Origin of the sequence: Streptomyces sp. CB03238 (genome assembly GCF_002099185.1) — a bacterium.
GTDB lineage: Bacteria > Actinomycetota > Actinomycetes > Streptomycetales > Streptomycetaceae > Streptomyces.
Map to the genome: position 1 here is coordinate 14,306 of NZ_NBCN01000044.1, position 19,767 is coordinate 34,072.

General features: G+C 69.8%; 14 protein-coding genes. 10 read left to right on the plus strand and 4 right to left on the minus strand.

Features of this window, described 5'->3' with window-relative positions; translation table 11 throughout:
- The first annotated feature begins 5 nt into the window (after positions 1-5).
- The 7 genes from BKD26_RS37890 to BKD26_RS37920 all read left to right on the plus strand — a co-directional run bounded on the left by BKD26_RS37890 (position 6) and on the right by BKD26_RS37920 (position 9,044).
- Positions 6-314, plus strand: a complete 309-nt coding sequence (locus BKD26_RS37890) for a hypothetical protein (RefSeq protein WP_084907665.1) — start codon at positions 6-8, stop codon at positions 312-314.
- Positions 298-807, plus strand: a complete 510-nt coding sequence (locus BKD26_RS37895; protein WP_084907667.1) for a hypothetical protein — start codon at positions 298-300, stop codon at positions 805-807. Before BKD26_RS37890 ends, BKD26_RS37895 begins: the two co-directional genes overlap by 17 nt.
- Positions 804-3,356 carry an Hsp70 family protein gene (locus tag BKD26_RS37900; RefSeq protein ID WP_084907669.1) on the plus strand — a complete coding sequence of 851 codons (2,553 nt, stop codon included), beginning with the start codon at positions 804-806 and terminating at the stop codon, positions 3,354-3,356. Before BKD26_RS37895 ends, BKD26_RS37900 begins: the two co-directional genes overlap by 4 nt.
- Positions 3,347-3,745, plus strand: coding sequence for a tetratricopeptide repeat protein (locus tag BKD26_RS40015; protein WP_084907671.1), 399 nt, complete (start codon positions 3,347-3,349; stop codon positions 3,743-3,745). Before BKD26_RS37900 ends, BKD26_RS40015 begins: the two co-directional genes overlap by 10 nt.
- A gap of 24 nt (positions 3,746-3,769) precedes the next feature.
- Positions 3,770-6,109 carry a protein kinase gene (locus BKD26_RS37910; RefSeq protein ID WP_084907673.1) on the plus strand — a complete coding sequence of 780 codons (2,340 nt, stop codon included), beginning with the start codon at positions 3,770-3,772 and terminating at the stop codon, positions 6,107-6,109.
- Positions 6,106-8,142 (plus strand): protein kinase, encoded by a 2,037-nt coding sequence (locus BKD26_RS37915; protein WP_206603753.1) that lies wholly within the window; start codon positions 6,106-6,108, stop codon positions 8,140-8,142. The genes BKD26_RS37910 and BKD26_RS37915 overlap by 4 nt, the downstream gene beginning before the upstream one ends.
- A gap of 92 nt (positions 8,143-8,234) precedes the next feature.
- Positions 8,235-9,044 carry a hypothetical protein gene (locus BKD26_RS37920; protein WP_084907675.1) on the plus strand — a complete coding sequence of 270 codons (810 nt, stop codon included), beginning with the start codon at positions 8,235-8,237 and terminating at the stop codon, positions 9,042-9,044.
- Between the two features lie 112 nt (positions 9,045-9,156).
- On the opposite strand, the gene BKD26_RS41860 is transcribed toward BKD26_RS37920, so the two are convergent.
- The 4 genes from BKD26_RS41860 to BKD26_RS37940 all read right to left on the minus strand — a co-directional run bounded on the left by BKD26_RS41860 (position 9,157) and on the right by BKD26_RS37940 (position 15,067).
- Entirely contained in the window at positions 9,157-9,669 is a 513-nt protein-coding gene (locus tag BKD26_RS41860) for a hypothetical protein (protein ID WP_241519039.1), read from the minus strand.
- A gap of 430 nt (positions 9,670-10,099) precedes the next feature.
- Positions 10,100-10,597 carry a DUF6193 family natural product biosynthesis protein gene (locus BKD26_RS37930; RefSeq protein ID WP_107418140.1) on the minus strand — a complete coding sequence of 166 codons (498 nt, stop codon included), beginning with the start codon at positions 10,595-10,597 and terminating at the stop codon, positions 10,100-10,102.
- 655 nt (positions 10,598-11,252) lie between these two features.
- A complete protein-coding gene (locus BKD26_RS37935) occupies positions 11,253-14,582 on the minus strand; it encodes a tetratricopeptide repeat protein (protein ID WP_143662789.1) in 3,330 nt (1,109 codons plus the stop codon).
- Between the two features lie 23 nt (positions 14,583-14,605).
- Complete coding sequence (locus BKD26_RS37940) at positions 14,606-15,067, minus strand: hypothetical protein (protein ID WP_084907679.1); 462 nt, start codon at positions 15,065-15,067, stop codon at positions 14,606-14,608.
- A gap of 381 nt (positions 15,068-15,448) precedes the next feature.
- Between BKD26_RS37940 and BKD26_RS37945 the strand changes: the two genes are divergently transcribed.
- From BKD26_RS37945 to BKD26_RS37960, 3 genes are all read left to right on the plus strand, one after another.
- The gene (locus BKD26_RS37945; protein WP_084907681.1) at positions 15,449-16,258 is read left to right on the plus strand and encodes an alpha/beta hydrolase; all 810 of its coding nucleotides are present in this window, start codon (positions 15,449-15,451) and stop codon (positions 16,256-16,258) included.
- Between the two features lie 23 nt (positions 16,259-16,281).
- Positions 16,282-17,136, plus strand: a complete 855-nt coding sequence (locus BKD26_RS37950; protein ID WP_241519040.1) for a helix-turn-helix domain-containing protein — start codon at positions 16,282-16,284, stop codon at positions 17,134-17,136.
- 880 nt (positions 17,137-18,016) lie between these two features.
- A complete protein-coding gene (locus tag BKD26_RS37960; RefSeq protein ID WP_084907683.1) occupies positions 18,017-18,502 on the plus strand; it encodes a hypothetical protein in 486 nt (161 codons plus the stop codon).
- Positions 18,503-19,767: the final 1,265 nt, after the last annotated feature.

Below are 19,767 nucleotides of genomic sequence, written 5' to 3' on the forward strand. Positions count from 1 at the left end.
GATCCATGACAGAGAATCCGTGGGCCTGGCGCGACGGGCACAACCCGTACCGCGCCACGCCCTTTCAGGTACTCGCGCTCAGCCCGGACGTCAGCGGGCGGGGGGCGATCCGCAGCCACATCAGAAAGCGGCGGCAGCGCATCGAGCGGCGCGCCGACCGCTACACGCTGTTCGGACGCACCCTGCGGGTCGCCGAGGTGAACGCGGCAGAGGACCGGATCAAAGACCCGGCGCAGCGCCTGCTGGCCCAGCTGTGCACCCACCGGCCCGAGCGGCCGGCCGAGCCGGACCGGTCCGATGACGCGGCCGGCTGACGCGATGCGGATCGATGAGCAGGAGCGCCCCCTCACAGCCCGGCCGGAGCTCCCGCAGGGCGTCGTGTGGCGGCTGCTGCGCGAGAAGGCGCAGGCCGGTGACGCGGCCGCGGAGGAGACCCGCCGACAGGCCGAGGAGCACAAGAGCGCGCTCGAACACTTCGCCCGGGACGTCGCGGGCGTGCTGCACGGGCTGCACGGCGTCACCGCGGCCAACGCCGCCGACGCCCTGCCGTCTCTCACACACAAGCTGGCCAAGGCCCTTCAGGCCGCTGGCGCACGCTATCTCGACCCGGCCGGCACGCCCTACGAAGAGGTCCAGATGTGGGCCGACGTGGAGGGCTCCGAGCCGGTGGCGGGCCTGGAGCGGCCCATGGTGGCCGAGACGCTGCGGCCCGGCGTGCTGATGGCCGACGGAAAGCTGACCCAGCGAGCGCGCGTGTATCTGGCCGTCCCCCAGGCCGCCGACGACCGGCAGGAGGAGCAGGAATGAGCATCACCGTCGGGATCGACCTCGGAACCACCAACAGCTGCGTCGCCGTGCCCGCCGACGCGGACATCCCCGGCAAGCAGGAACTGATCAAAGCAGGCCGGCTGCGGCCGGTCGGCGGCGCGCTGATCATCACCGACGCGTACCAGGCGCCCATCACCCCGTCCGTGGTATGGCTGGGCGAGGACGGCGCCCCGGTCGTGGGCAGCCTGGCCAAGAGCAAGGTCAAGCACGGCGGGCAGCCGCCACCGGCGATGTTCTTCAAGCGCACGATGGGCACCGACCAGCGGGTGACCGCCGGCCACGCCGACCTGACGCCGCAGCAAGCCTCCACCCACGTCCTGCGCCACCTCAAGGCCCTCGCGGAGGAGGTGCTGCAGGTCCCGGTGGACCAGGCGGTGGTGACGGTGCCCGCGTACTTCGAGATGCGGGCCAAGAACGAGACCGTGCAGGCCGGCCTCGACGCCCATCTGGCGAAGGTGGAGACGCTCATCGAGCCGTTCGCGGCCGCTCTGATGTCCACCCACGGGCAGCGGCTGACCGAGCCGAAGACGTTTCTCGTCTACGACCTGGGCGGCGGCACGTTCGACGTCTCCGTCGTGGCCTGGACCCCCGAAGCCGGCTTCGAGCACCTCGCCTTCGACGGCGACCGCTACTTGGGCGGGTACGAGTTCGACAAGGCGATCGTGCGCTGGATGGCCGAGCAGCGCCCCGCCTACGACCTCCGGCTCGAGCCCGACCACCCCGAAGAGGCCCGCCTGCTCGCCCGGCTGCTGGTCCGGGTGGAGTCGGAGAAGCACTTCCTCTCCCGGGAGCAGCAGACCGAGATATACGTGGAGGGCGAGGCGGACCGGGCCGGTATCCCCATGACCATCAAGCTGCCCTTCAGCCGAGCCGAGTTCGAAGGTCTGATCCAGGACGACGTGCAGCGCACGCTCGCCCACTGCGACGCCGCGCTGCAGCGGGCCGGCATCGGCCCCGCGGACCTCGACGAGGTCATCATGGTCGGCGGTTCGTCGCGGGTGCCGCTGGTCAGCCGCCTGCTGCGGGAGCGGTACGGGCACGAGCCGCGCCTGATCGACCCCGATCTGTGCGTCGCCGTCGGCGCCGGCATCAAGGCCGGTGCCGCCGGTGTCCGGCAGGGTGTCCTGGAGATCGACCAGGTGGCGGCCGCCCTGCCCGCGACCGATATCGCCGGGCGGGTTCACACGGGCGCAGGCGGGCCGGTGCCGGGCGGCGTGCAGGTCCTGCTGCGCTCCGCGGACGGGGTCCAGGATCTCCGGCAGCAGACCGACGCCGAGGGACGGTTCGTCTTCGAGGACGTCGCGCTGCACGACGGGGACAACGAGCTGACGGTCACGGTCATCGCGGACGGGGAGGAGATCGAGAGCCGCCGGTTCACGGTCACGCCCGACCACGCGCCGCCGCCCACCGACGAGGGCGACGTGCTGGCGCACGACTTCTTCGTGGAGCTGGAGGGCGGCCCGCGCCGGATCGCCCAGGCCGGGACCAAACTGCCGTACCACACCAGCTTTCCGCTGGAGACCGCGGGCCAGGGAGTGGTGCTGCGGGTCCGGCTGCACGAAGGGCTGATTCCCATCGGCCAGGTGGAGATCCACGACCTGCCCAGCACGCTGCCGGCCGGCACACCGGTGGAGCTGGAGCTGGAGTTCCGGCCCGACTGGTCGATCGACGCGGAGGTCAGGGTCCCCGCCGTCGGGATGCAGGGCCGGGCGCTGATCTCCGTACCGCGCGAGCACGTGCCCTCCTGGGGGGAACTGCGGCAGCGGTACGTGGAGATCAGGTCCGGCTGGCAGGAGCGGCAGGCGGTGGCCCGGCCGGAGGACGCCATGCGGATCGGGCCGCAACTGGACGCGATCCTGCGGGAGTGCGAGGCGCTGCTGGACCAGCGTCAGGACCGGGCCAAGTGCCATCACCGGCTGCGCGAGGCCCGGACGCTGCTGGACAGGGTCCGGCTCCCGGCCGCGGAGGCGATGCACCCGCCGCTGCCGGAGTTCGAGAACAAGCTGGCCGAGCTCGCCGCGCTCTGCGAACAGCTCGCCCGCACCGACGCCACTCAGGCGCAGCAGCACCGGGAGAGCATCCCCGGGCTGCGGGCGGCGGGGCTCGCGGCGTACCAGGCGGGCAACACCCTGGACTGGCACAGCATCAACCAGGCCGTCGAGGACCGCTGCCTCGCCGTGCACCGGAGGGTGAGCGCCGGTCAGCCTCCGCCGAGCCCGGCGAACCTGCAGTTCCTGCTCTACCAGGAGCTGCAGGAGCTGGACCGCGCGCTGCGGGACACCGACCAGGTCACCGGCGGGAAGTACGGGGGCCGGGTCGAGGCGTTCCTCGCCGAGGTGGCCGCGATCGTCGCGGCGGTGGGCAGCGTCGAACCGAACGACGTACGGTCCACCGATCGCTTCGCGGGGATCTACCGCAACGAGGTGCAGCCGCTGGCAGCACGGATCGAGCGCTGGATGGAGGAGATCCGGGGCGACGACCCCGGAGTGATCCGGCTCCGGCCACGCGGGGGCAGCGAGTGGCCGTGATCAACTGCCCGCTGTGCGGCCGGACACTGACCGCGCCGGTTCCCGAGTGCCCGGTGTGCCGCGGCGATCTGCGTCCGCTGGCGCAGATCGCCGCGCTCGCCGACGAGTATTTCAACAAGGCGGTCGCACTGGCCCGCGCGCAGCAGTGGCACAGCGCCGCCGAGCACCTGGCGGTCACCCGCGCGCTCAGCCCCAACGACGTCGACGCCATCGTCCTGCTCGCCAAGGTCCGTTACCGTCAGCGGGGCGGGCGGCGCGCCGAGGCCAGGCAGCTGCTGCAACGGGCGCTCGACCTGGCACCGGACCGCGAGGACGTCCGCGCGGCGCTGGAGGAGGCCGCCCGGCCACGGCGGCAGGGGCGGCAGGGGCGGCAGGGGCGGCAGCGATGAACCGTGTGAGGCAGGTGAACGTGCGTGCGCGACGCGTCGTCGTCCGGGGACGATCATGAGCCCGGGGGCGGCTATGAGCGGCTCCGCGACCGTGGCCGTAGCGCCCGTGCGGCAGGGAACCTTCAGGCGGCGATCGAAGCCCTCGGGGAAGCCGTATGTCTGCGCCCCGATCTGGTGACGGCCCACCTCGACCTCGGCAAGTGCTTCCAGGACGCCGGCAAGACCGAGGTCGCCCGCCGCATCTACGAGCACGCCGCCCGCACCGACCCGGCCTCGCCCCTGGCCGCGGCCGCGCTCGCCGGCCTGCCCGCCAAGCCGCCCGCCCAGCACGCCTTCGAACTCGGGCAAGTGGTACGGAGCGCGGACAACTCCTACCGCGTACTGGAACGCAGGATGGGCGCGCACGGCGCCGTGTCGATCGTCGAGCCGGAAGGGCGCAGCAGCTTCTTCGACCGCGTCGGGTACCGCCGCTACGTGCTCAAGACCTTCAACCTGCCGCAGCCGTGGAGTGACGAGGACCGGGAGCGCTTCGCCAACGAGGCCAAGACCTGGGTGCTGCTGGAGAGGCACCCCAACATCGTCACCGCGCTGTGGGTCGAGCGGGTCGAGCGCCACCACTGCCTGCTGCTGGAGTACGTCTCCGGCGGCGACCTGGACACCGCCCTGGCCGCCGGTCCGCCGGCCCTGGAGCGCGCGCTCCGCTTCGGCCTGCAGTTCTGCGACGGCATGGAGCACGCCTCCCGCACGCTCGGCATCATGCACGGGGACGTGAAGGCAGCCAACTGCCTGCTCACCGAGGACGACACGCTCAAGGTCACAGACTTCGGCCTGGCCCAGGTGTTCGGTCCCGCACAGGCGGTGGGCGGACGGCTTCTGGAGCTGAAGCCGGAGGTCAGGGCCATCTACATGGTGCCGGGCGGAACCCGCAACTACCGGGCGCCCGAGCAGTCCCGGTTCGGGGCGCGCGTGGATGTACGGACGGACATCTACGGCTTCGGTGTGCTTCTCTACCAGATGGTCACCGGCGATCTGCCGGTCAGCGGCAGCATCGCCGCCGAGCACATCAGGGCGCGGACCGGCCCGGACGACTTCCCGGCGGGACTGCGGGAGTTGATCCTGGCCTGCGTGGAACGCGAGCCGCAACGGCGACCGCGCAGCTTTCGCGGCCTGCGCGCGGAGTTGCAGGCCGTGTACGAGAGGGTCGCCCGGCGGCCGGCGCCGGCGCCGGCGCAGCCCCTGCCCGGCGACCGGGACCTGTACATCCGCAGAGGAGCGGCGCTGGACGAGCTCGGTCGGCACGAGGAGGCGCTCGCGTGGTTCGGCAAGGCGCTGCAGGCCGCTCCGGGTGACGGCTGGGCGCTGCACAACAAGGCCCTCACCCTGATCGCGCTGGGGCGCCACAACGAGGCGCTGGCCTGCCTGGATCGGGCGCTCGAACGCTATCCGGGCTACACCCAGGCCCTCCAGGCCAAGGCCAGGCTCCTCACCACCATGGGGCGGCACCAGGAGGCGCTCGAGTGCCTGGCCCAGATGGGGAAGGGACCCACCCGGATCGGTCCTGGCTACCTCGCGGACGCACTCGACCACATCGAAGAGGTTCTGCGGGGCGGCCGCGGCAGCGGCGACTTCGCGGACGTACTCGGCCATCTCGGGAAAGCGGGGGCAGACAGCCGAAACGACGGCGCCCTCGAAGACGTACTCCGCCATGCCGGGGAAGCGCTGCGAGGCAGCAGCCTCGAAGACGCGCTGCGCCATGCCCGGGAAGCCGGACAGGCCGGTCGGCGCGGCGGTGACCTCGCGGACGCGTCCGGCATGCCAGCCGGGCGGGGTGTCTCCCGGTATTCGCAAGGCGCCCTGCTGGCCTGGCAGATCGCGGCTGTCGAGGCCAGAGCGGGGTACGCGCCCGCGATCGTACCGGCGCACCTCATGCTCGGGGTGTGCAAGCTGGGCGACAGCCGGTTGCCCGAACCAGCCGCCGCCATGCTGCGTACGGCTCCCGCACTGCAGGCCGAGATCGACGCGCTGCGCGGCCGATTCCGCCGGGCAGGGCTGGACGTCACCCCGTTCCGCCGCCGACTGCGCAGGCACCTCACCCGTCCCGCGCCCGGCGGATCACCCCGCGGAGCACTGAGCGGAGCTCCCCGCGACGGCGTCATGCACCGGACGCCCGCCGCCCGTGCAGTCTTCCGCCGGGCCGAGGAGCTGGGGGCTGGGGCGGGGACGTCCGGCGCGCCCGTGGGTCTGGCCGAGCTCCTGCGGGCCCTGCTGGAAATGCCGGCTCCCCCCTGGGGCGAGCTGGCCGCCGAGATGGGCCTGGACGGCCGGCTCCGGTCGCTGGTGCACGACGACGGGGGTGCGCAATGACCAGTGCTCCCTACAGCGGCGCCGTCGGCCTGGTCCTGATGCTCGCCCTGGGTGAGGCCGCTGTCGGCGGTGCCGACGAGGTCGAGCCGGTGCACGTCCTACTCGGGATCTGCAAGGCGTGCGAGCTGCCGCCGGCCGACGCCGGGCTCGACGGTGAGGTGCGGGAGCTCAGGGCCGCCTTCGAGCGGGCCGGACTGGACACCGCGGCCTTCCGCCGCCGGCTGCGCGCCCGGGTCGCGCGGCCTGACCGGGTCGCGCGGGGCGACGGCGTGCCGCCCGGGAGCGCCGTCGCACGCGAACTGTTCACCCGGGCGACGGAACTGGCCGCTGCACAGCACCGCGACGTGGCGGGGTTGTCCCACCTCCTGACCGCCGTGCTGGAAACCCCTTCCCCGCCGTGGGTGGCGCTCGCCGCCGAGATGGGAGTCCCCGATCTGCGCGGCGCGCTGCTGCCACGGCAGCCGCAGCCGGGCGAGCGGCCGCAGTCGGGGGGCGAGCAGTTGGGCGACCGTTCCGCCCGCGTGTCCTTCACGGTGCTCCAGGGCCCGCTCCAAGGCCGGACGTTCGAGTTCCCCGAACGCACGACGTGCGTCGTCGGACGGGCGGACGACTGCACACTGCAGTTCCCCGAGGACGAGGAGTACTCGGGGCTCTCCCGGCACCACTGCCTGCTCGACATCAATCCGCCCGACGTGCGGGTGCGGGACCTCGGCAGCTTCAACGGCACCTACGTCAACGGCGACAAGATCGGCCGACAGGACGCAAGACGACCGCTGCAGGGGGCGGAGCCGATCCCGTCATCGGAACGGGAGCTGACGGACGGCGACGAGATACGGCTGGGCGGCGTGCGACTGCGGGTCGGCATCCGCGTCCCCGTCCGCTGCGCCACGTGCGGCAGGACCCCCGAGGCCGAGGAGGAGGGCGCGGCGGACGCGGCGGGCCACCGGGACGCGTACCGGTGCCATCTGTGCCGTACGACGGAACCGCCGTCCACCGTCGGCGCCCTTCCGCAACAGCACCCGGAGCGGACGTGCGCGGCGTGCGGCGGCCGGCTCGGCGCCGAGCGCACCCTCCAGCCCCTCGCCGAGGAGTTCTGCGCGGCGTGCAAGGGCGATCCGGAGCGGGTCATGCAACGGCTCCTGCAGGTGGCCGAGGATGGCACCAAGAACCTGTACCTGTTCGGCGGCTACACGATCCAGCGGCGGTTGGGGCAGGGCGGCATGGGCGCGGTGTACCTCGCCCGGGACCACCAGACGGACGAGCTGTGCGCGCTCAAGGTGATGCTGCCGCAGGCCGCGGGGAGCGAGACGGCCAAGGCGCGGTTCCTGCGCGAGATGTCGACGGTCGAGATGCTGCGCCACCCGCATCTGGTACGCCTGCACGACCACGGCTGCTGGAACGGGATCTTCTTCTTCGTCATGGACTACTGCGACGGAGGCGACGTCGCCGGGCTGGTCCACCGACGAGGCGGCCGGCTGCCGGACTACCAGGCGCTGGGCATCACGCTTCAAGTGCTGGACGGCCTGGAACACGCGCACCAGGCGGACGCCCGGGTCTACGACGCCGAGGGCCGCCCGCTCGCGGTCCGCGGGCTCGTCCACCGGGACCTGAGCCCGCGCAACATCTTTCTGCACGGCGGCATGGCCAAGGTCGGCGACTTCGGGCTGGCCAAGGCGTTCGACGCAGCGGGCCTGAGCGGGCTGACGCGCACCGGCACCAGCGCGGGCAGTCCGTCGTACGTCTCCAGGCAGCAGGTGCTCCAGTTCAAGCGAGCACGGCCCGAGGTCGACGTCTGGGCCGCTGCTGCTTGCCTGTACTACATGCTCACCGGCTCGGCTCCGCGTGACTTCCCGCCACACGTCGATCGATGGCGGGTGGTCCTGGACAGTCCCGCCCTGCCGATCCGCCACCGGAACCCCGAGATACCGGAGCGCCTCGCGAAGGTGATCGACCACGCCCTCACCGAACACCCGCGCATCGGCTTCAGCACCGCGGCAGAGTTCCGCCAGGCGCTGCTGGAGGCCCGGGAATGAGAGCGGATCCGCCGGGACCCCTCCCGGACGCCGGTGTCTAGCATCGGCACTCATCAAGGGCGAGCGAGTACGGTCGAGTGCGAGGAGGCAGCGTGACGGCGCGTTCGGCGAGCAAGGTCAGCCTTCTGCCACGGGAGATCGGCAGCCTCAGCCGCACCGATCCCGCGGCCCTGCCGGGCACGCTCTTCGTGCTCGGGTCGAACGGCGGCATGAGAGTGACGCCGGACGCGGGTTTCACGCTGCTGTTCGGGCGCAACGAGCCCGAGGTACACGTCAGCGTCGGTACGGACGACACGCGCGTCAGCCGACGGCAGGGACTGATCTTCCGGGAGTCCTCCCGCTGGGTGCTGCACAACATCGGCAGGCTGCCCGTCCTCCTGCCCGGATCGCGGCTGGTACTCGGCGGTGACCAGGCGCACCTGCCGTCCGGGTATACGCCCTTGTTCGTGGTCTCCGCGCGGCACAAGCACCTCCTGGAGGTCCGGGTCACCGCCCCGGGGCGGTCGCCCGACCTGCGGGCCGAGCAGGGTCTGTACGAGGAGGAGACACGCGGCGAGGTGCGGGAGCTGAGCGGCGAGGAGAAGCTGGTGCTGGTCTGCCTCGCGCAGCGCTACCTGCGCCACGAGCACTGCCCGCAGCCGTTGACGTGGGCTCAGGTGGCCTTCGAACTGAGCGAGTTGCGGCCACAGGAGCGGTGGACCGGCAAGCGCGCCGCCCACATCGTCGCCAACGTGCGCAAGCAGCTGAGCAAGAAGTACGGCGTCCGCGGGCTCATGGAGGATGAGGTCCCGCAGCCGGTCGGGAACACCCTCAACCACAACCTCATCACCGACCTGCTGATCACCACGACGATCGTCAAGTCGGACCTGGACCTGCTGCGGGCACGAAAGACCGCCCCGTGACTTCTTCCCTCAGCGCCCGGGCGGCGCCGGTGCTGTCGTCCACCCAACATGCCTACAGGTCAGTGACATACGAAGCCGAACAACCCAGTGACATCACAGCCGAACCTCACACCTAGCGTTCGGCCAGGAGGTCCGGGGTGCGCTGGAGGCGGCAGTCAAGGATGTGGACGCCGTCGCGGAAGGGCTCGAGCCCGAGGCGTGCCCAGACGCCGCCGAGCTTGGCGGCGGCCTGGCGGTGCTGCTCTTCGGTCAGTTCGCGGCCGTCGGCGGATCCGGACTCGCAGACGACCGCGACGCAGCCCTGCGACAGGCGGCGGATAGCCGCTCCCGCCAGGACCGGGCCCAAGCCCAGACCGCGCCACGCGGGCTGCAGGATAACCCGGTCCATGACCAGGAGGTCACCGACCAGGTGGGCGAGCGCGGCTTCGAAAGCGGGCTCCCACTCCCCCGAGCCGGCGTCCAGCAACGTCTCCCCGATGCGGACGACGTCCCCGGTGTAGGAGTCCATCGCCTGGAAGGGATCGTCGGGGCCGAACATCCGAACCCGCACGAACGACATCCTGCCCACGTCGACGTCCTGGACCGCGTCCAGTGTTGCCTGGTCCACATCGCGGTACGCTGCCATGTCCTCGGCCAGACTGTCCGCGTCGATCCGGGCCTCAACGGTCCAGGCCTCCAGCCTGTCGGTCGAACTCGTACGCCATGACGGGGTGTTCGTGACGATAGACGAGACTGATCAGCGACGGGTCGGCAGGAAGCCGCGCGATTATCGGGGAGCAAGGTGGTCCCCCGGCCACCGTAGTGACCAGCGCCCTTTCCACGCCGGACAACAGCAATGTCCCACCCTTGCAGGTCCCTGGCGAGCGCGCCGAACTATAGGGGCGAGCATGGCAATTACCCCTCGTTTCGGACATCACGCAGGGGGCTGAACTTGGCCAGCTGGGGCGGGTGCACGGGTGCGCGCATGTGACTGAGCAGCTCAGGTGGCACCGCTAGCCAAGTACGGTGCGCAGTCCGCTGCTGCGCTGTCGACCGAGCCGTTTTGCCGGGCGGGATCATCCGCCGAGCGCGGTTGGGACGAGGCCGGACGGCAGCTGGCGCACTGCCGCTGCCACGGCCTCCTGCGCTGTGGCGAATTGGCCAAGGTCCTGGCTGATGAGGCCCCTGCCCACTCCGTACGTGCCGTCGCTGTTGGCACTCAGGCATGGTCCGACGACGGTCAGGTCCGGGCGGGTGGTGGTCGAGAAGCGCAGTGCCCAGTGGCTCGTGAATGGGTAGAGGGCGCGCAGCGCCGGCTCGGCGTGCGCCGCCTCGATCAGGTTGTGATACGTCTCCCGCCAGGCGTATTCCAGTTCGGCCGCCTCCTGGCGCTTGCCCTGCCATTCGGATTCCGTCAAGCGCGCGGGATCTTTGTCGGGCACCTCGAACCGGCCGGTCAGCTGCACGAAGGGTGCCGCCTGTCGGATGTCGTCCAGGGTCGCCCCGTCGTACCACGCTCGGGCGGCCCTGGCGACCTCCGCCAGGTCGTCCGTCCTGCCGTCGATGAGGGGCATGCTCTGGAACGGTTCCTCGCCGCGGATCGACCACCGCCGTTCGTGCGACCAGGCGCTGATCGCCAGCGGCTCGCGGTGCGGCAGGCCGCGACGTCGGGGTACAGGGCGAAGGGTAGGCACGGCTCGTGATTGTGCCCGAGTCGCCGATTCCCCAGGGCAGGCGAATGGCGCGCCAGAGGCCTGTGCGACTCCATTCAAGGTGCTGATAGCACCCGGTCAAGGCCGTGCAGGACCCGCCCGCGGTGCCAGCTGAGGTGCTTCAGGTGCCAACTGAAGTACACAGTCTCAGCTGAGCCGAAGCTCAGGAGTTGTCACCGGCAGAGCCGGATGAGTTGGCAAATGGGACCAGTCGAAGCAGCCTGGCTGTCACAAACGAGGCACACGGCTTGTCACAAGCGCCTATTCGGCAGCCTTTCTGTCACCAGAAACGAAGATCAGGAACCCCCGCTCTCTGAGGCGATTCCATAAGGTCATGGCCAGTACACACGCTGGGAAAGGGGAGTAGAACGCGCTGACACCGGGGCCGCGTGGTCGCATCGGTGCAGAGGGGACGACCTCTTCCTACCGACGGACGTCGACGCCGGCGGGCCCGGTCTCGATCTGCGTGACGGCTGGACGAAGCGGTGAAGAGCACCTTGCTGTGCGAGCCCTGCGCTCAGAGCGGGTCGTTCGGCGGCAGCAGCCGGCGCAGGGCCGCCGCCTCCAGCATGACCTCTTGGGCCCGGTCGGTACGGCCCATGTCATGGAGCACAAGACCGATCCTCCCCAGTGACGAAGCGAGGCGGGCCAGGTAGATGCCGGGGTCGGCGTGGGCGAGCCCGCGGTGGATTTCTCCGGCCTCCTCTATGGGGGACAGGGCGGACTCGTAGCGGTTCAGCGCGTACAGCACCGAACCTTGCGCGTTCAATGCCTGGGCGAGCCTGGGCAGGAGGAAGGCGTCGTCCCGGGTCAGCCGTCGGTACAGCTCGACAGCCTCCGCGATCGGTTGGACGGCCTGCTCGGGCCGGCCGTCGGAGAAATGGTGTTGCGCCAGGTTGAACAACGCCACGGCGAGGACAGGCAGGTTCGTGGCCGGGTTCTCCTGCACCAGCCGACGGTGGACGGTGACGGCGGTCTCCAGGACCAGTACGGCATCGACGGGGCCTGACCCCCGGTTCGGTGAAGGCCGTGCAGTCGCCGGTGGGACTGGGGATCGGGGCGGGTGGGCCGGGCGGGGTGGAGGCTGCTGGAGGGCCTGGTCCCGGATCTCGGTGGCTTCCTGGGCGGCGGCCCGGGCCTCGTCCGACCGGCCGAGGCCCCCGAGTACGCTTGCCAGGTCGTCCAAAGCCTCGGCCAGGGGGAGTCGGTGTCCTGCCAGGTTGTTCTCTGCTGGCGTGCGCCGTACGGCCACTGCCTGCCGTAGGTCGTTCTCCGCCTCCGCGAGCCGCCCCAGGCGCCGCATGAGACGCCCGCGGCCAGCCAGGTTCCGGGCCAGAGCCGGGAAGTGGGCCAACGGATCGTGCTTCGCCAGCGTCCAGGCGACGGCGACCGCCTCCGTCACGGCCTCGACCGCCTGCTCCCTGCGATCCGTCTCGTACCGTCGCAGGCTGAGCAGACGCAGAGCGTCAGCGAGCCCAGCAAAATGGGGAAAAGAGTTGCTCATCTCGCGCCGGTGGATGGCGACCGCTTCTTCCGTGGCGCTCAGCGCGTCCTCCCGACGGCCCTGGGCCGAGAGCTCGCTGCCGAGCCTGGCCAGGACGTCCGCCAGGTCGAGCAGATGAGTGGAGGGGTTCCGCTCCACCAGAGGGCGCAGCACGGTCGCCGCCTGTTCGAAGGCGTTTGCCGCCTCAACGTGTTTGTCCAAGTGAGACAGCGTGATGCCGAAATCGCGCAGCGAACGGGCGAAGTCGGTCAGATGGGCGGCCGGGGCGGACCGGGCGAGTTCCCGGTGGATGGCCATCGCGTCCATGGTCGGTTGTGCCGCTTCCCAGTACCGTCCGAGCAGACGCAGCCGGGCGCCTCGGGCACTCAGTCCCTTCGCCAGCCGGGGCAACGCGGTATCGGGGTCGGTCCGCTGAAGGAGCCGAAGGCTGGCCACGGCCTCCTCGGTAAGCTCCAGCGCCAGCTCCGGACGGCCGAGTGCCTCGGCCAGATCGCCCGCGGTCAGGAAGGATGCGGCAGTGGTGGGCAGATAGGTTGCCGGGTCGGACCGGATGAGTGCCTTGCCCACTTCGCAGGCCTCCACGGCGAAACGAAACGCTTCCATGAGCAGGCCGGCGTCGGCCGCTGCTCGGCTGAGCCGGTTCAGAGCGGTGGCCAGCTCCGGCATGACCGCAGCGTCCGCCTCGGCCATCCGACGCCGTCCGACCTCCACCGCCTCACCGAGGTTCATGGCTGCGTCGGCATGCCGTCCGGCGTAGGTCAGGCGCAGGCCCAGTCTGTTCAGCAGCTCCATCCGCCGGAGGGGGTCGGTGACCGCGGCCAGGCGATGCCGGGTGACTCGCTCGCACGTCGCCGCGGCTCCGACGTCCAGATCGGCGTGCCGGTCCTGCCCCGTCCAGCTGCGCACCGTGTCGTCCACCGCCTCCAGCATCGCCAGATCGACGTCCTCGATGCCGGCCAGCTGCACCAGCGCGGAACTGCCGGCGGCAACGCCCAGATCGGGGTCGCGGCGCAACGCCGGGTAGAGATGCCGGTGACCGACATGCGGCCACCGGTCGGCAGCTGCGGCGAGAAACGTGACAGCACGTGCGGTCCACGGCGGCACGGAGCCGTCCGGACCTCGGGCCAGCAGGGTGGTGCATCCGTCGGCGGCCCAGTCGTCCGTGGGATAGCCCGTGACCGGGCTGCCGGGCAGGGTGAGTGCCAGGAAGTCCTCGGCGAGCCGGTCGGGCAGCAGTGGCTGGAGTACCCCGGCACGTGCCGGGTCGGTGGGCGGGTAGCACACGGCGTGATCGGCGAGGAGAACCTCCGGCGGGGTTCCGGGGAGCAGCGCCGACAGCAGCGCCTCGGCAAGCGCACGACTGGTCAGCCCGGTGAGGGAGGCGGTGAACACCATACGTGCCATCACCTCGGCGGGTGTGCGGTACGCGAGTCCCTCGCCGGAACCCTCGTACAGCTGCTGCCAGTTCTCGTGCTCGCGGTCCAGCAGATACGTAGTCAGATCGACCATGGCGGCAGGCGGCCGGCGGCCGTGGACCGCAGCGTCCACCGCGACCAGGGCAGCCATCAGCACAGCAAGGGTCAGTCCGAAGTCCGGGTGATCCAGCGGCCCTGGCGGCGCGATCGTCTCGGGACGGGTGGCCCTCGGGTGGCTGCGCGCGAAACTGTCCCGGGCGACGCGGAACAACTGCTCCCGGTCCGGGCCGTTGTCGGGCAGGGGCGACAGATACTGGTCGGACGTGTCGACGTTCTCACGGAGCCGGTTGAGCCGACCGCGGACGGCTGGCCAACCGCCCGCCGAGCGTGCCAGCAGCAGAACCCGGGCGGGTACCCCCTGCCGCAGTAGCCGGTTGTGGAACAGCCAGCTCAGATGGGAGACGGGCCACCGATCGGCGTAGTCGACCAGGAGCAGTGTCCCTGCACACTCGTCCAGGCGCAGATCCTGGCTGTCCGCTACCGGCGGATGGGTTTCCGTACCATGGACCGCATCGACCACCTTCCACCCGGTCTCCTGGGAAGCGGCCGCGAGTTGCGCCGCGAGCCGCGTCTTTCCCTGACCACCTTCCCCGTGGAGCCAGCGCACCGCGAGGCTTCCCTCCGCATCACGCCAGTCCACAAGCGACTGAAGCTCCGTCTCGCGGCCGACGAACTCGACGACCTCGGCGCGAGCGTCGAGCATCCGGCTGGGCTGCGCCCGCAGCCACCCAGTGTCCAGACCGATGACCTGCCGGTGCTCGAACAGCAGATACACCGGGGTGCCGTCACCGAAGACATGGATGTCGGCTCCCATCGCACCGTAGGCGTAGCCAGCCTCGGCCCGTACCTCCTGGAGCCGCTCCGGCACCTGCCCTCCACCGGCCTGGGGCATCACTGCTGTCGGCCGTCCTCACCGGTGGAACCGGGCGCGCTCGGAAGTCGGTGGTGATAGTGGATGACGTTTCCGCCCTGTACCCCGTACACCGTCCCCTGATCACGCGCGATATTGGTCTGCACCCACTGCTTGCCGCCTTCGGGAAGCTCCCGCCGGATCGTCTCGACCAGGTTGCGCAGATCGGCCTCCGCGTCGGGGTGCTCGCTCAGCAACTGGGCGAAAACCAACTGCCACTGTCCCGACAGAAGTCGCCTGGCCTGATCGGGGTCGTCCGCCTGTTGGATCAGCAGTGCGTGATGGTCTAACTGCGCCTCCAAGGCGGCGTTCTGGTCACCGTTCCAGCGCCGGTACAGCCGCACCGCGCCGCCACGAGCCCCCTGCCAGACATCGGTGGCCATGGCTGCCACCAGGGCCCCCGCACCGCTGGCCGCCAACGTCGTCATCACTTCCGGCAGCATCGCTGTCCCCCTCTTGAAGCGCCTGTGTTATGACAAGTCTCGGGCCACCACACCCAGCGAGCAAGGACACCCCGGCTGATCACCGCCACCACCGTAGCTATCGGCCCACAGAGGTCCAGAAATACCGGACTGTCGGCGGCAATTGGACGACATGCCGACGCCACTGACACTTTTGTCCTGTCGCGGTGCAGCTGGTACATAGGGACTCGTTGACCTGCATTAATGCCAGGTAGTTCGAGACTGCCGATGGCTGCCGATCTCAAACGGCCTGGCTTTCGCGGCAGTCCCGCTCGCGGTGGAGACGGAAGTCCTGGCGATCGTCGGCCCCGTGACGACATTTGTACAAGACCGAGGGCCGGCAGCCCAGGCATCCTCCCGTGTATGGGTATCTACGACGGTAAGCATGTGCACGGGATGCACGTGGTCCACGACGGCCCGCGGGAGGCGCCTCCGCTAGTGCTCATCCACGGATCGGGGGCCTCGGGCAGCTCCTGGGGCCCGGTAGTGCCGGCACTGGCCAGCCGGTATCACGTCATCCGGATCGACCTCCCGGGCCACGGTCAGTCCCCGCCCGCGCGTTCGTACGACGTGCCTGAGCAGGCAGCCAGCCTGGCCGCGGCGCTCGATGAGCTCGGCCTTCGTCCGGTCACCGTGGCCGGGCACTCCAGCGGCGGATACATCGCCACCGCCCTCGCCGAACAGCGCCCGGACCTGGTGGTTTCGCTCGCACTGATCAGCAGTGGCCCGAGTCCCGACGCGCTCCTTCCGCAGCCCGTCCTCCTTCGGGTCCTGATCGGCCCGCCGCTCGGCCCGCTTCTATGGAGAGTCCGTTCCGACGCGATGCTCCGCCGGGGGGTGACCGCGGTGTGCAACCGCCCGGTCGACGTCCCGGACGATCTGGTCGCCGACGTACGGGGCATTGGCTACCGCACGTTCAGGACGGTGCTGCGCCAAAACGGCGCGTACATCGCCGAGAGGAGCGTACCCGCGCGCCTGACCGCACTCGACGTCCCGGTTCTGGTGATCTTCGGCGCTGCCGACCCCCGCTGGGATCCGTCTTCGGCGCACCACTACGACACGGTGCCGAACGCGCGAGTCGAGCAGCTGCCCGACGTCGGGCACTTCCCCATGCTCGAAGCGCCGGAGGCGACCGGTGAGTTGCTGCTGCGCTTCGCAGCGACGGGCCGCTGACACCCATCGCCTAGCCTGGTGCTGTGAAGTCCACCGAATCACCACCTGACTGGGCGTCGGTGGAGGTCGCCGTGCCCCGGCAGCCGGGCCCGCTGCCGGGGGTCAGCATGGCTGGGTTCCGCCAACGGGCTCCGGCGCGCGTGGATATCGCCATGGTGGCGCACCCCTCGGTCACTCTGTTCGTGGACCTGAGCGACGGAGACAGCCTTGTCTACGACGCCCACGGCCGGCGCGAATGCGGCAGCACGGTCGTTGGACTGGTACCGGGCGACCTTCGGCTCGGAGGCCGGACGGCCGGGGGGATCGAGTGCCTCCAGATCCGGTTGTCGCCGGCCCTGGCGGTTGCGGTGCTCGGCGCATCGACCGACCTCAGCGGGACGGTGGTCTCCCTGGAGGATGTCTGGGGCCGCGACGCCGGGCGAGCCGAGGAAAGGCTGCGGGCCGCCGCGTCGTGGGACGAGCGGTTCGCGATCGCAGTGGATGCCCTTGGCCGACGGATGAGCGCCCGCCCGTCGCTTGATCCAGAGGTGGCCGCTGCCTGGTGGCTGATGCTCACCAGCCGGGGACGGGTGCGCGTCGACAGCCTGGCGAACGAGGTGGGATGGAGCCGTAAGCGCCTGTGGTCCCGCTTCCGGTCCCAGATCGGCCTCACCCCCAAGCACGCCGCCCGGCTGGTGCGCTTCGACCACGCCGCCCATCTCCTCGCGGCGGGTAACGCCGCCGCCCAGGTGGCGGCCGCAAGCGGCTACGTCGACCAGGCCCACCTCCACCGCGAGGTCAAAGCGTTCACCGGGGTGACACCCACCGCCGTAGCCGCTGCGCCATGGCTCGCCATCGATGACGTCGCGTGGCCGTCGACCTCGTTCGCGGCGACCTGACACCGTAGACGTCTCCGATCCGTCAGGTTCCGGCGAAGTGAGCTGAGTCCCACGAGGAGACGAGGCATCGTCTCTCAGCACGTGCCCGTATGAGAAGCGGACAGCACAAACGAGAACGGGTGGGAACGCGACAGGTTCAACGCGACAGGACAGCAGCCATGAGCCCCTGACCGGGTGTCGTACGGCAAGTCGATGACAAATCGCTTGGACAACGACATCTGTAATCGGAACCTACAATGTAGGTTCCGATTTGGCTTGCCGTCTGGCGCTGTGCTGACCTGCGGCTTTGGTGCTTGTCCAGGTGACTTGTCAGCGCCTTCGTCCAGCGAACGTGTCGGATTCTTCAGCGGAGACGGCCCGTTCGGGCGGTGCACAGACCCATCTGATGGTGGCCATGAGAGAGAATGCTGCGCATGACGACTTGAAGAGCACCGACTGGGCGGCAGCGCTGGGTCAAGGTCGCGACCTGGGACACGGTCAGGCACGGCGATCGCCGAATCTGCGCTGCCTGCGGGACACCCGTCCGCTCCTACCAGTTCCGTCTCTATGAGCCTGTGTCCTCGATGTTCGAGCGGTGCATCGGCTTGGCATGGTGTTCCGGGTGCCGGACCTACTCGGGTGCGATGGTCCAGATTCCCCGAACGCGTGTCCTCGTCGACGCGCTGGGATCCCTGCCTGCGGACGAGTGTGTTCGACTGCGCCGCAGCGAGGCGAAACTGATCGACTATCTCGATCGCCAAGGCGACCGGTGGTCGTGACCCACATCCAGAGGGTGACCGGTGACTTGATTCGCTGTTCAGGACCAGCGGACGCGTCCGGAAGTCTGCTCTTGGAGGTAGGTCGCCGTCCCGTTGAAGCGGTGCATCCGTAGGATGGCGTCATGACTGCCGATGTCCCGCTCACCCGAGAGTCGTTCCGGCGGCTCCAGCCGATCAACGTGCCCAGCCCGGTCTCTCAGTTGCCGGATCGTGTCTGGACTGACGAGGACTGGGACCGGATCCGGCAGGGTTATCGAGCCCGGGACATGGATGAGAAGTGGAACGTCTTCGCTGAAGGCGCTGTCCTGTTCATGCATCGGAGTTGGTCCGGTCACGGTGTCTATCAAGCGACCTTTGCCCCCGTGGCTGGCGGCGGGAGGAGGATCGCCTCTGCTGTGGTGGAGGCCGATGGTGAGCGCTATCGGGGCATGGGCGACGAGTATGACTGCCTGATGATGGAGCTGATCATCAGCGCCATCGTCCTTGGAGAGCCCGCCGCCGACCTCCGGGCCGGTTTCATGGAGTTGACTGCCCGGTCTTCGGGAAAGGGCGATCTTCCCTCGGGCGTGGTGGAACACAGTGTTCTTGGGTTGCGCTCGGGATCGTAGGCGTTCTGGAGCGCTTTCCACCCTTCTTGGCGTGGTTTTGTCCAGAAGGGGCTGTCGGCTTGCTCAGGCCCATCCGGCCCGTTCGATGCGTAGTACCAGCCCGAATAGTGCTTCGGGAAACACCCGCTGAACAGCCCCGCAGCGCCCCGGACCAGAACACCACCACCGACTCTCACTACCACCGACCCCACCCGAGATGTCGCACCTGCCAGAGCACGGTGCTGTCCGCTTCCGGCGGGATGGGGTCCTCAGTCTTCGAGGTCAACCGCCAGAAAGAGTCGTGTTCCTGGAGCATCAGGACTCGCTGTCCGTCGTGTGCCCAGGCTGCGGTGATCCCTCCGACAAGGTGGTAGAAGGCCAGCGACCGTCCGGCGAGGAACTGCAGGACCTGTGTTTCTTCGGGCATGGCCGTCTGCGCGGTCCGGGCGCGCAGGGCAGTGGTCGCGCCGCTGCGGGCGTCCTTGCGGCGTCCTCATCGCAGCCATCAACGAATGGTCGTGACCGGGGCCTTCAGGACTCATAGGGACCGCCCCGGAAGTACATACTCCTGTGCTCTCGCGGGCGGTCACCGCGCCCGTGCGTGACATCGGAGCGGTCGGCAGGTGCCGTCCGTTTGGCCAGCTCCCGCAGTGTCTCCAGGCCGGCCAGCACCTCCGAGCGATTGTCCGACCTCTTCATCCACGCCGGCAGCCGAGCGAACATCGCCCTCGTCGGCCGTACGCCGCCACGCTCTCGCAATTGCGCACCGACGTAGGCGGACAGCTCGGCGACGTGCTCCTCGTTGTAGGCCCACAAGATCTGACCGACGCAACGGGTCTGCAGCCACAGAGGCCGCTGGAAAAACGGATCCTCACTACCACCCAGCACCGCGCCGACCAGCCCAGCCCCCCGCACCTCAGGGTTCCAGTCGGCGACGGCACCGCACCCTCCACAAGCCAGACGACGCGGCTGGAACAAGAGCTCGCTGAAGTACCTGAAATCAGAAATGCCTGGCCGGGGAATCACGAGAGCGCGGCCTCCGCATCGCGGACAGACCACAAGTATCTGACCAGCGAACCGAGCCAACGGAACCCCTAGGTCATAGTGACGAGCGAGATCAGTACGCGGCTCGGAATCCATGACGGACACCATCGCAGGTTCGCGACACGACACGCGACCGGGTTCCCGAACATGCCCCACCGCTTGCTACCAGCCACTTTCGATACACGACCTAAAGCGTGTTGCAGAAGGCTGTATTCGGGCAGGCCAGAGCGGGTTTGCGGCGG

Bases quoted from the DNA above. Each gene is read 5' to 3' on its own strand.
- BKD26_RS37890 (WP_084907665.1), top strand. From the start codon at position 6: ATGACAGAGAATCCGTGGGCCTGGCGCGACGGGCACAACCCGTACCGC.
- BKD26_RS37895 (WP_084907667.1), top strand. From the start codon at position 298: ATGACGCGGCCGGCTGACGCGATGCGGATCGATGAGCAGGAGCGCCCC.
- BKD26_RS37900 (WP_084907669.1), top strand. From the start codon at position 804: ATGAGCATCACCGTCGGGATCGACCTCGGAACCACCAACAGCTGCGTC.
- BKD26_RS37915 (WP_206603753.1), top strand. From the start codon at position 6,106: ATGACCAGTGCTCCCTACAGCGGCGCCGTCGGCCTGGTCCTGATGCTC.
- BKD26_RS41860 (WP_241519039.1), bottom strand. From the start codon at position 9,669: ATGGCAGCGTACCGCGATGTGGACCAGGCAACACTGGACGCGGTCCAG.
- BKD26_RS37930 (WP_107418140.1), bottom strand. From the start codon at position 10,597: ATGCCCCTCATCGACGGCAGGACGGACGACCTGGCGGAGGTCGCCAGG.
- BKD26_RS37940 (WP_084907679.1), bottom strand. From the start codon at position 15,067: ATGCTGCCGGAAGTGATGACGACGTTGGCGGCCAGCGGTGCGGGGGCC.
- BKD26_RS37945 (WP_084907681.1), top strand. From the start codon at position 15,449: ATGGGTATCTACGACGGTAAGCATGTGCACGGGATGCACGTGGTCCAC.
- BKD26_RS37960 (WP_084907683.1), top strand. From the start codon at position 18,017: ATGACTGCCGATGTCCCGCTCACCCGAGAGTCGTTCCGGCGGCTCCAG.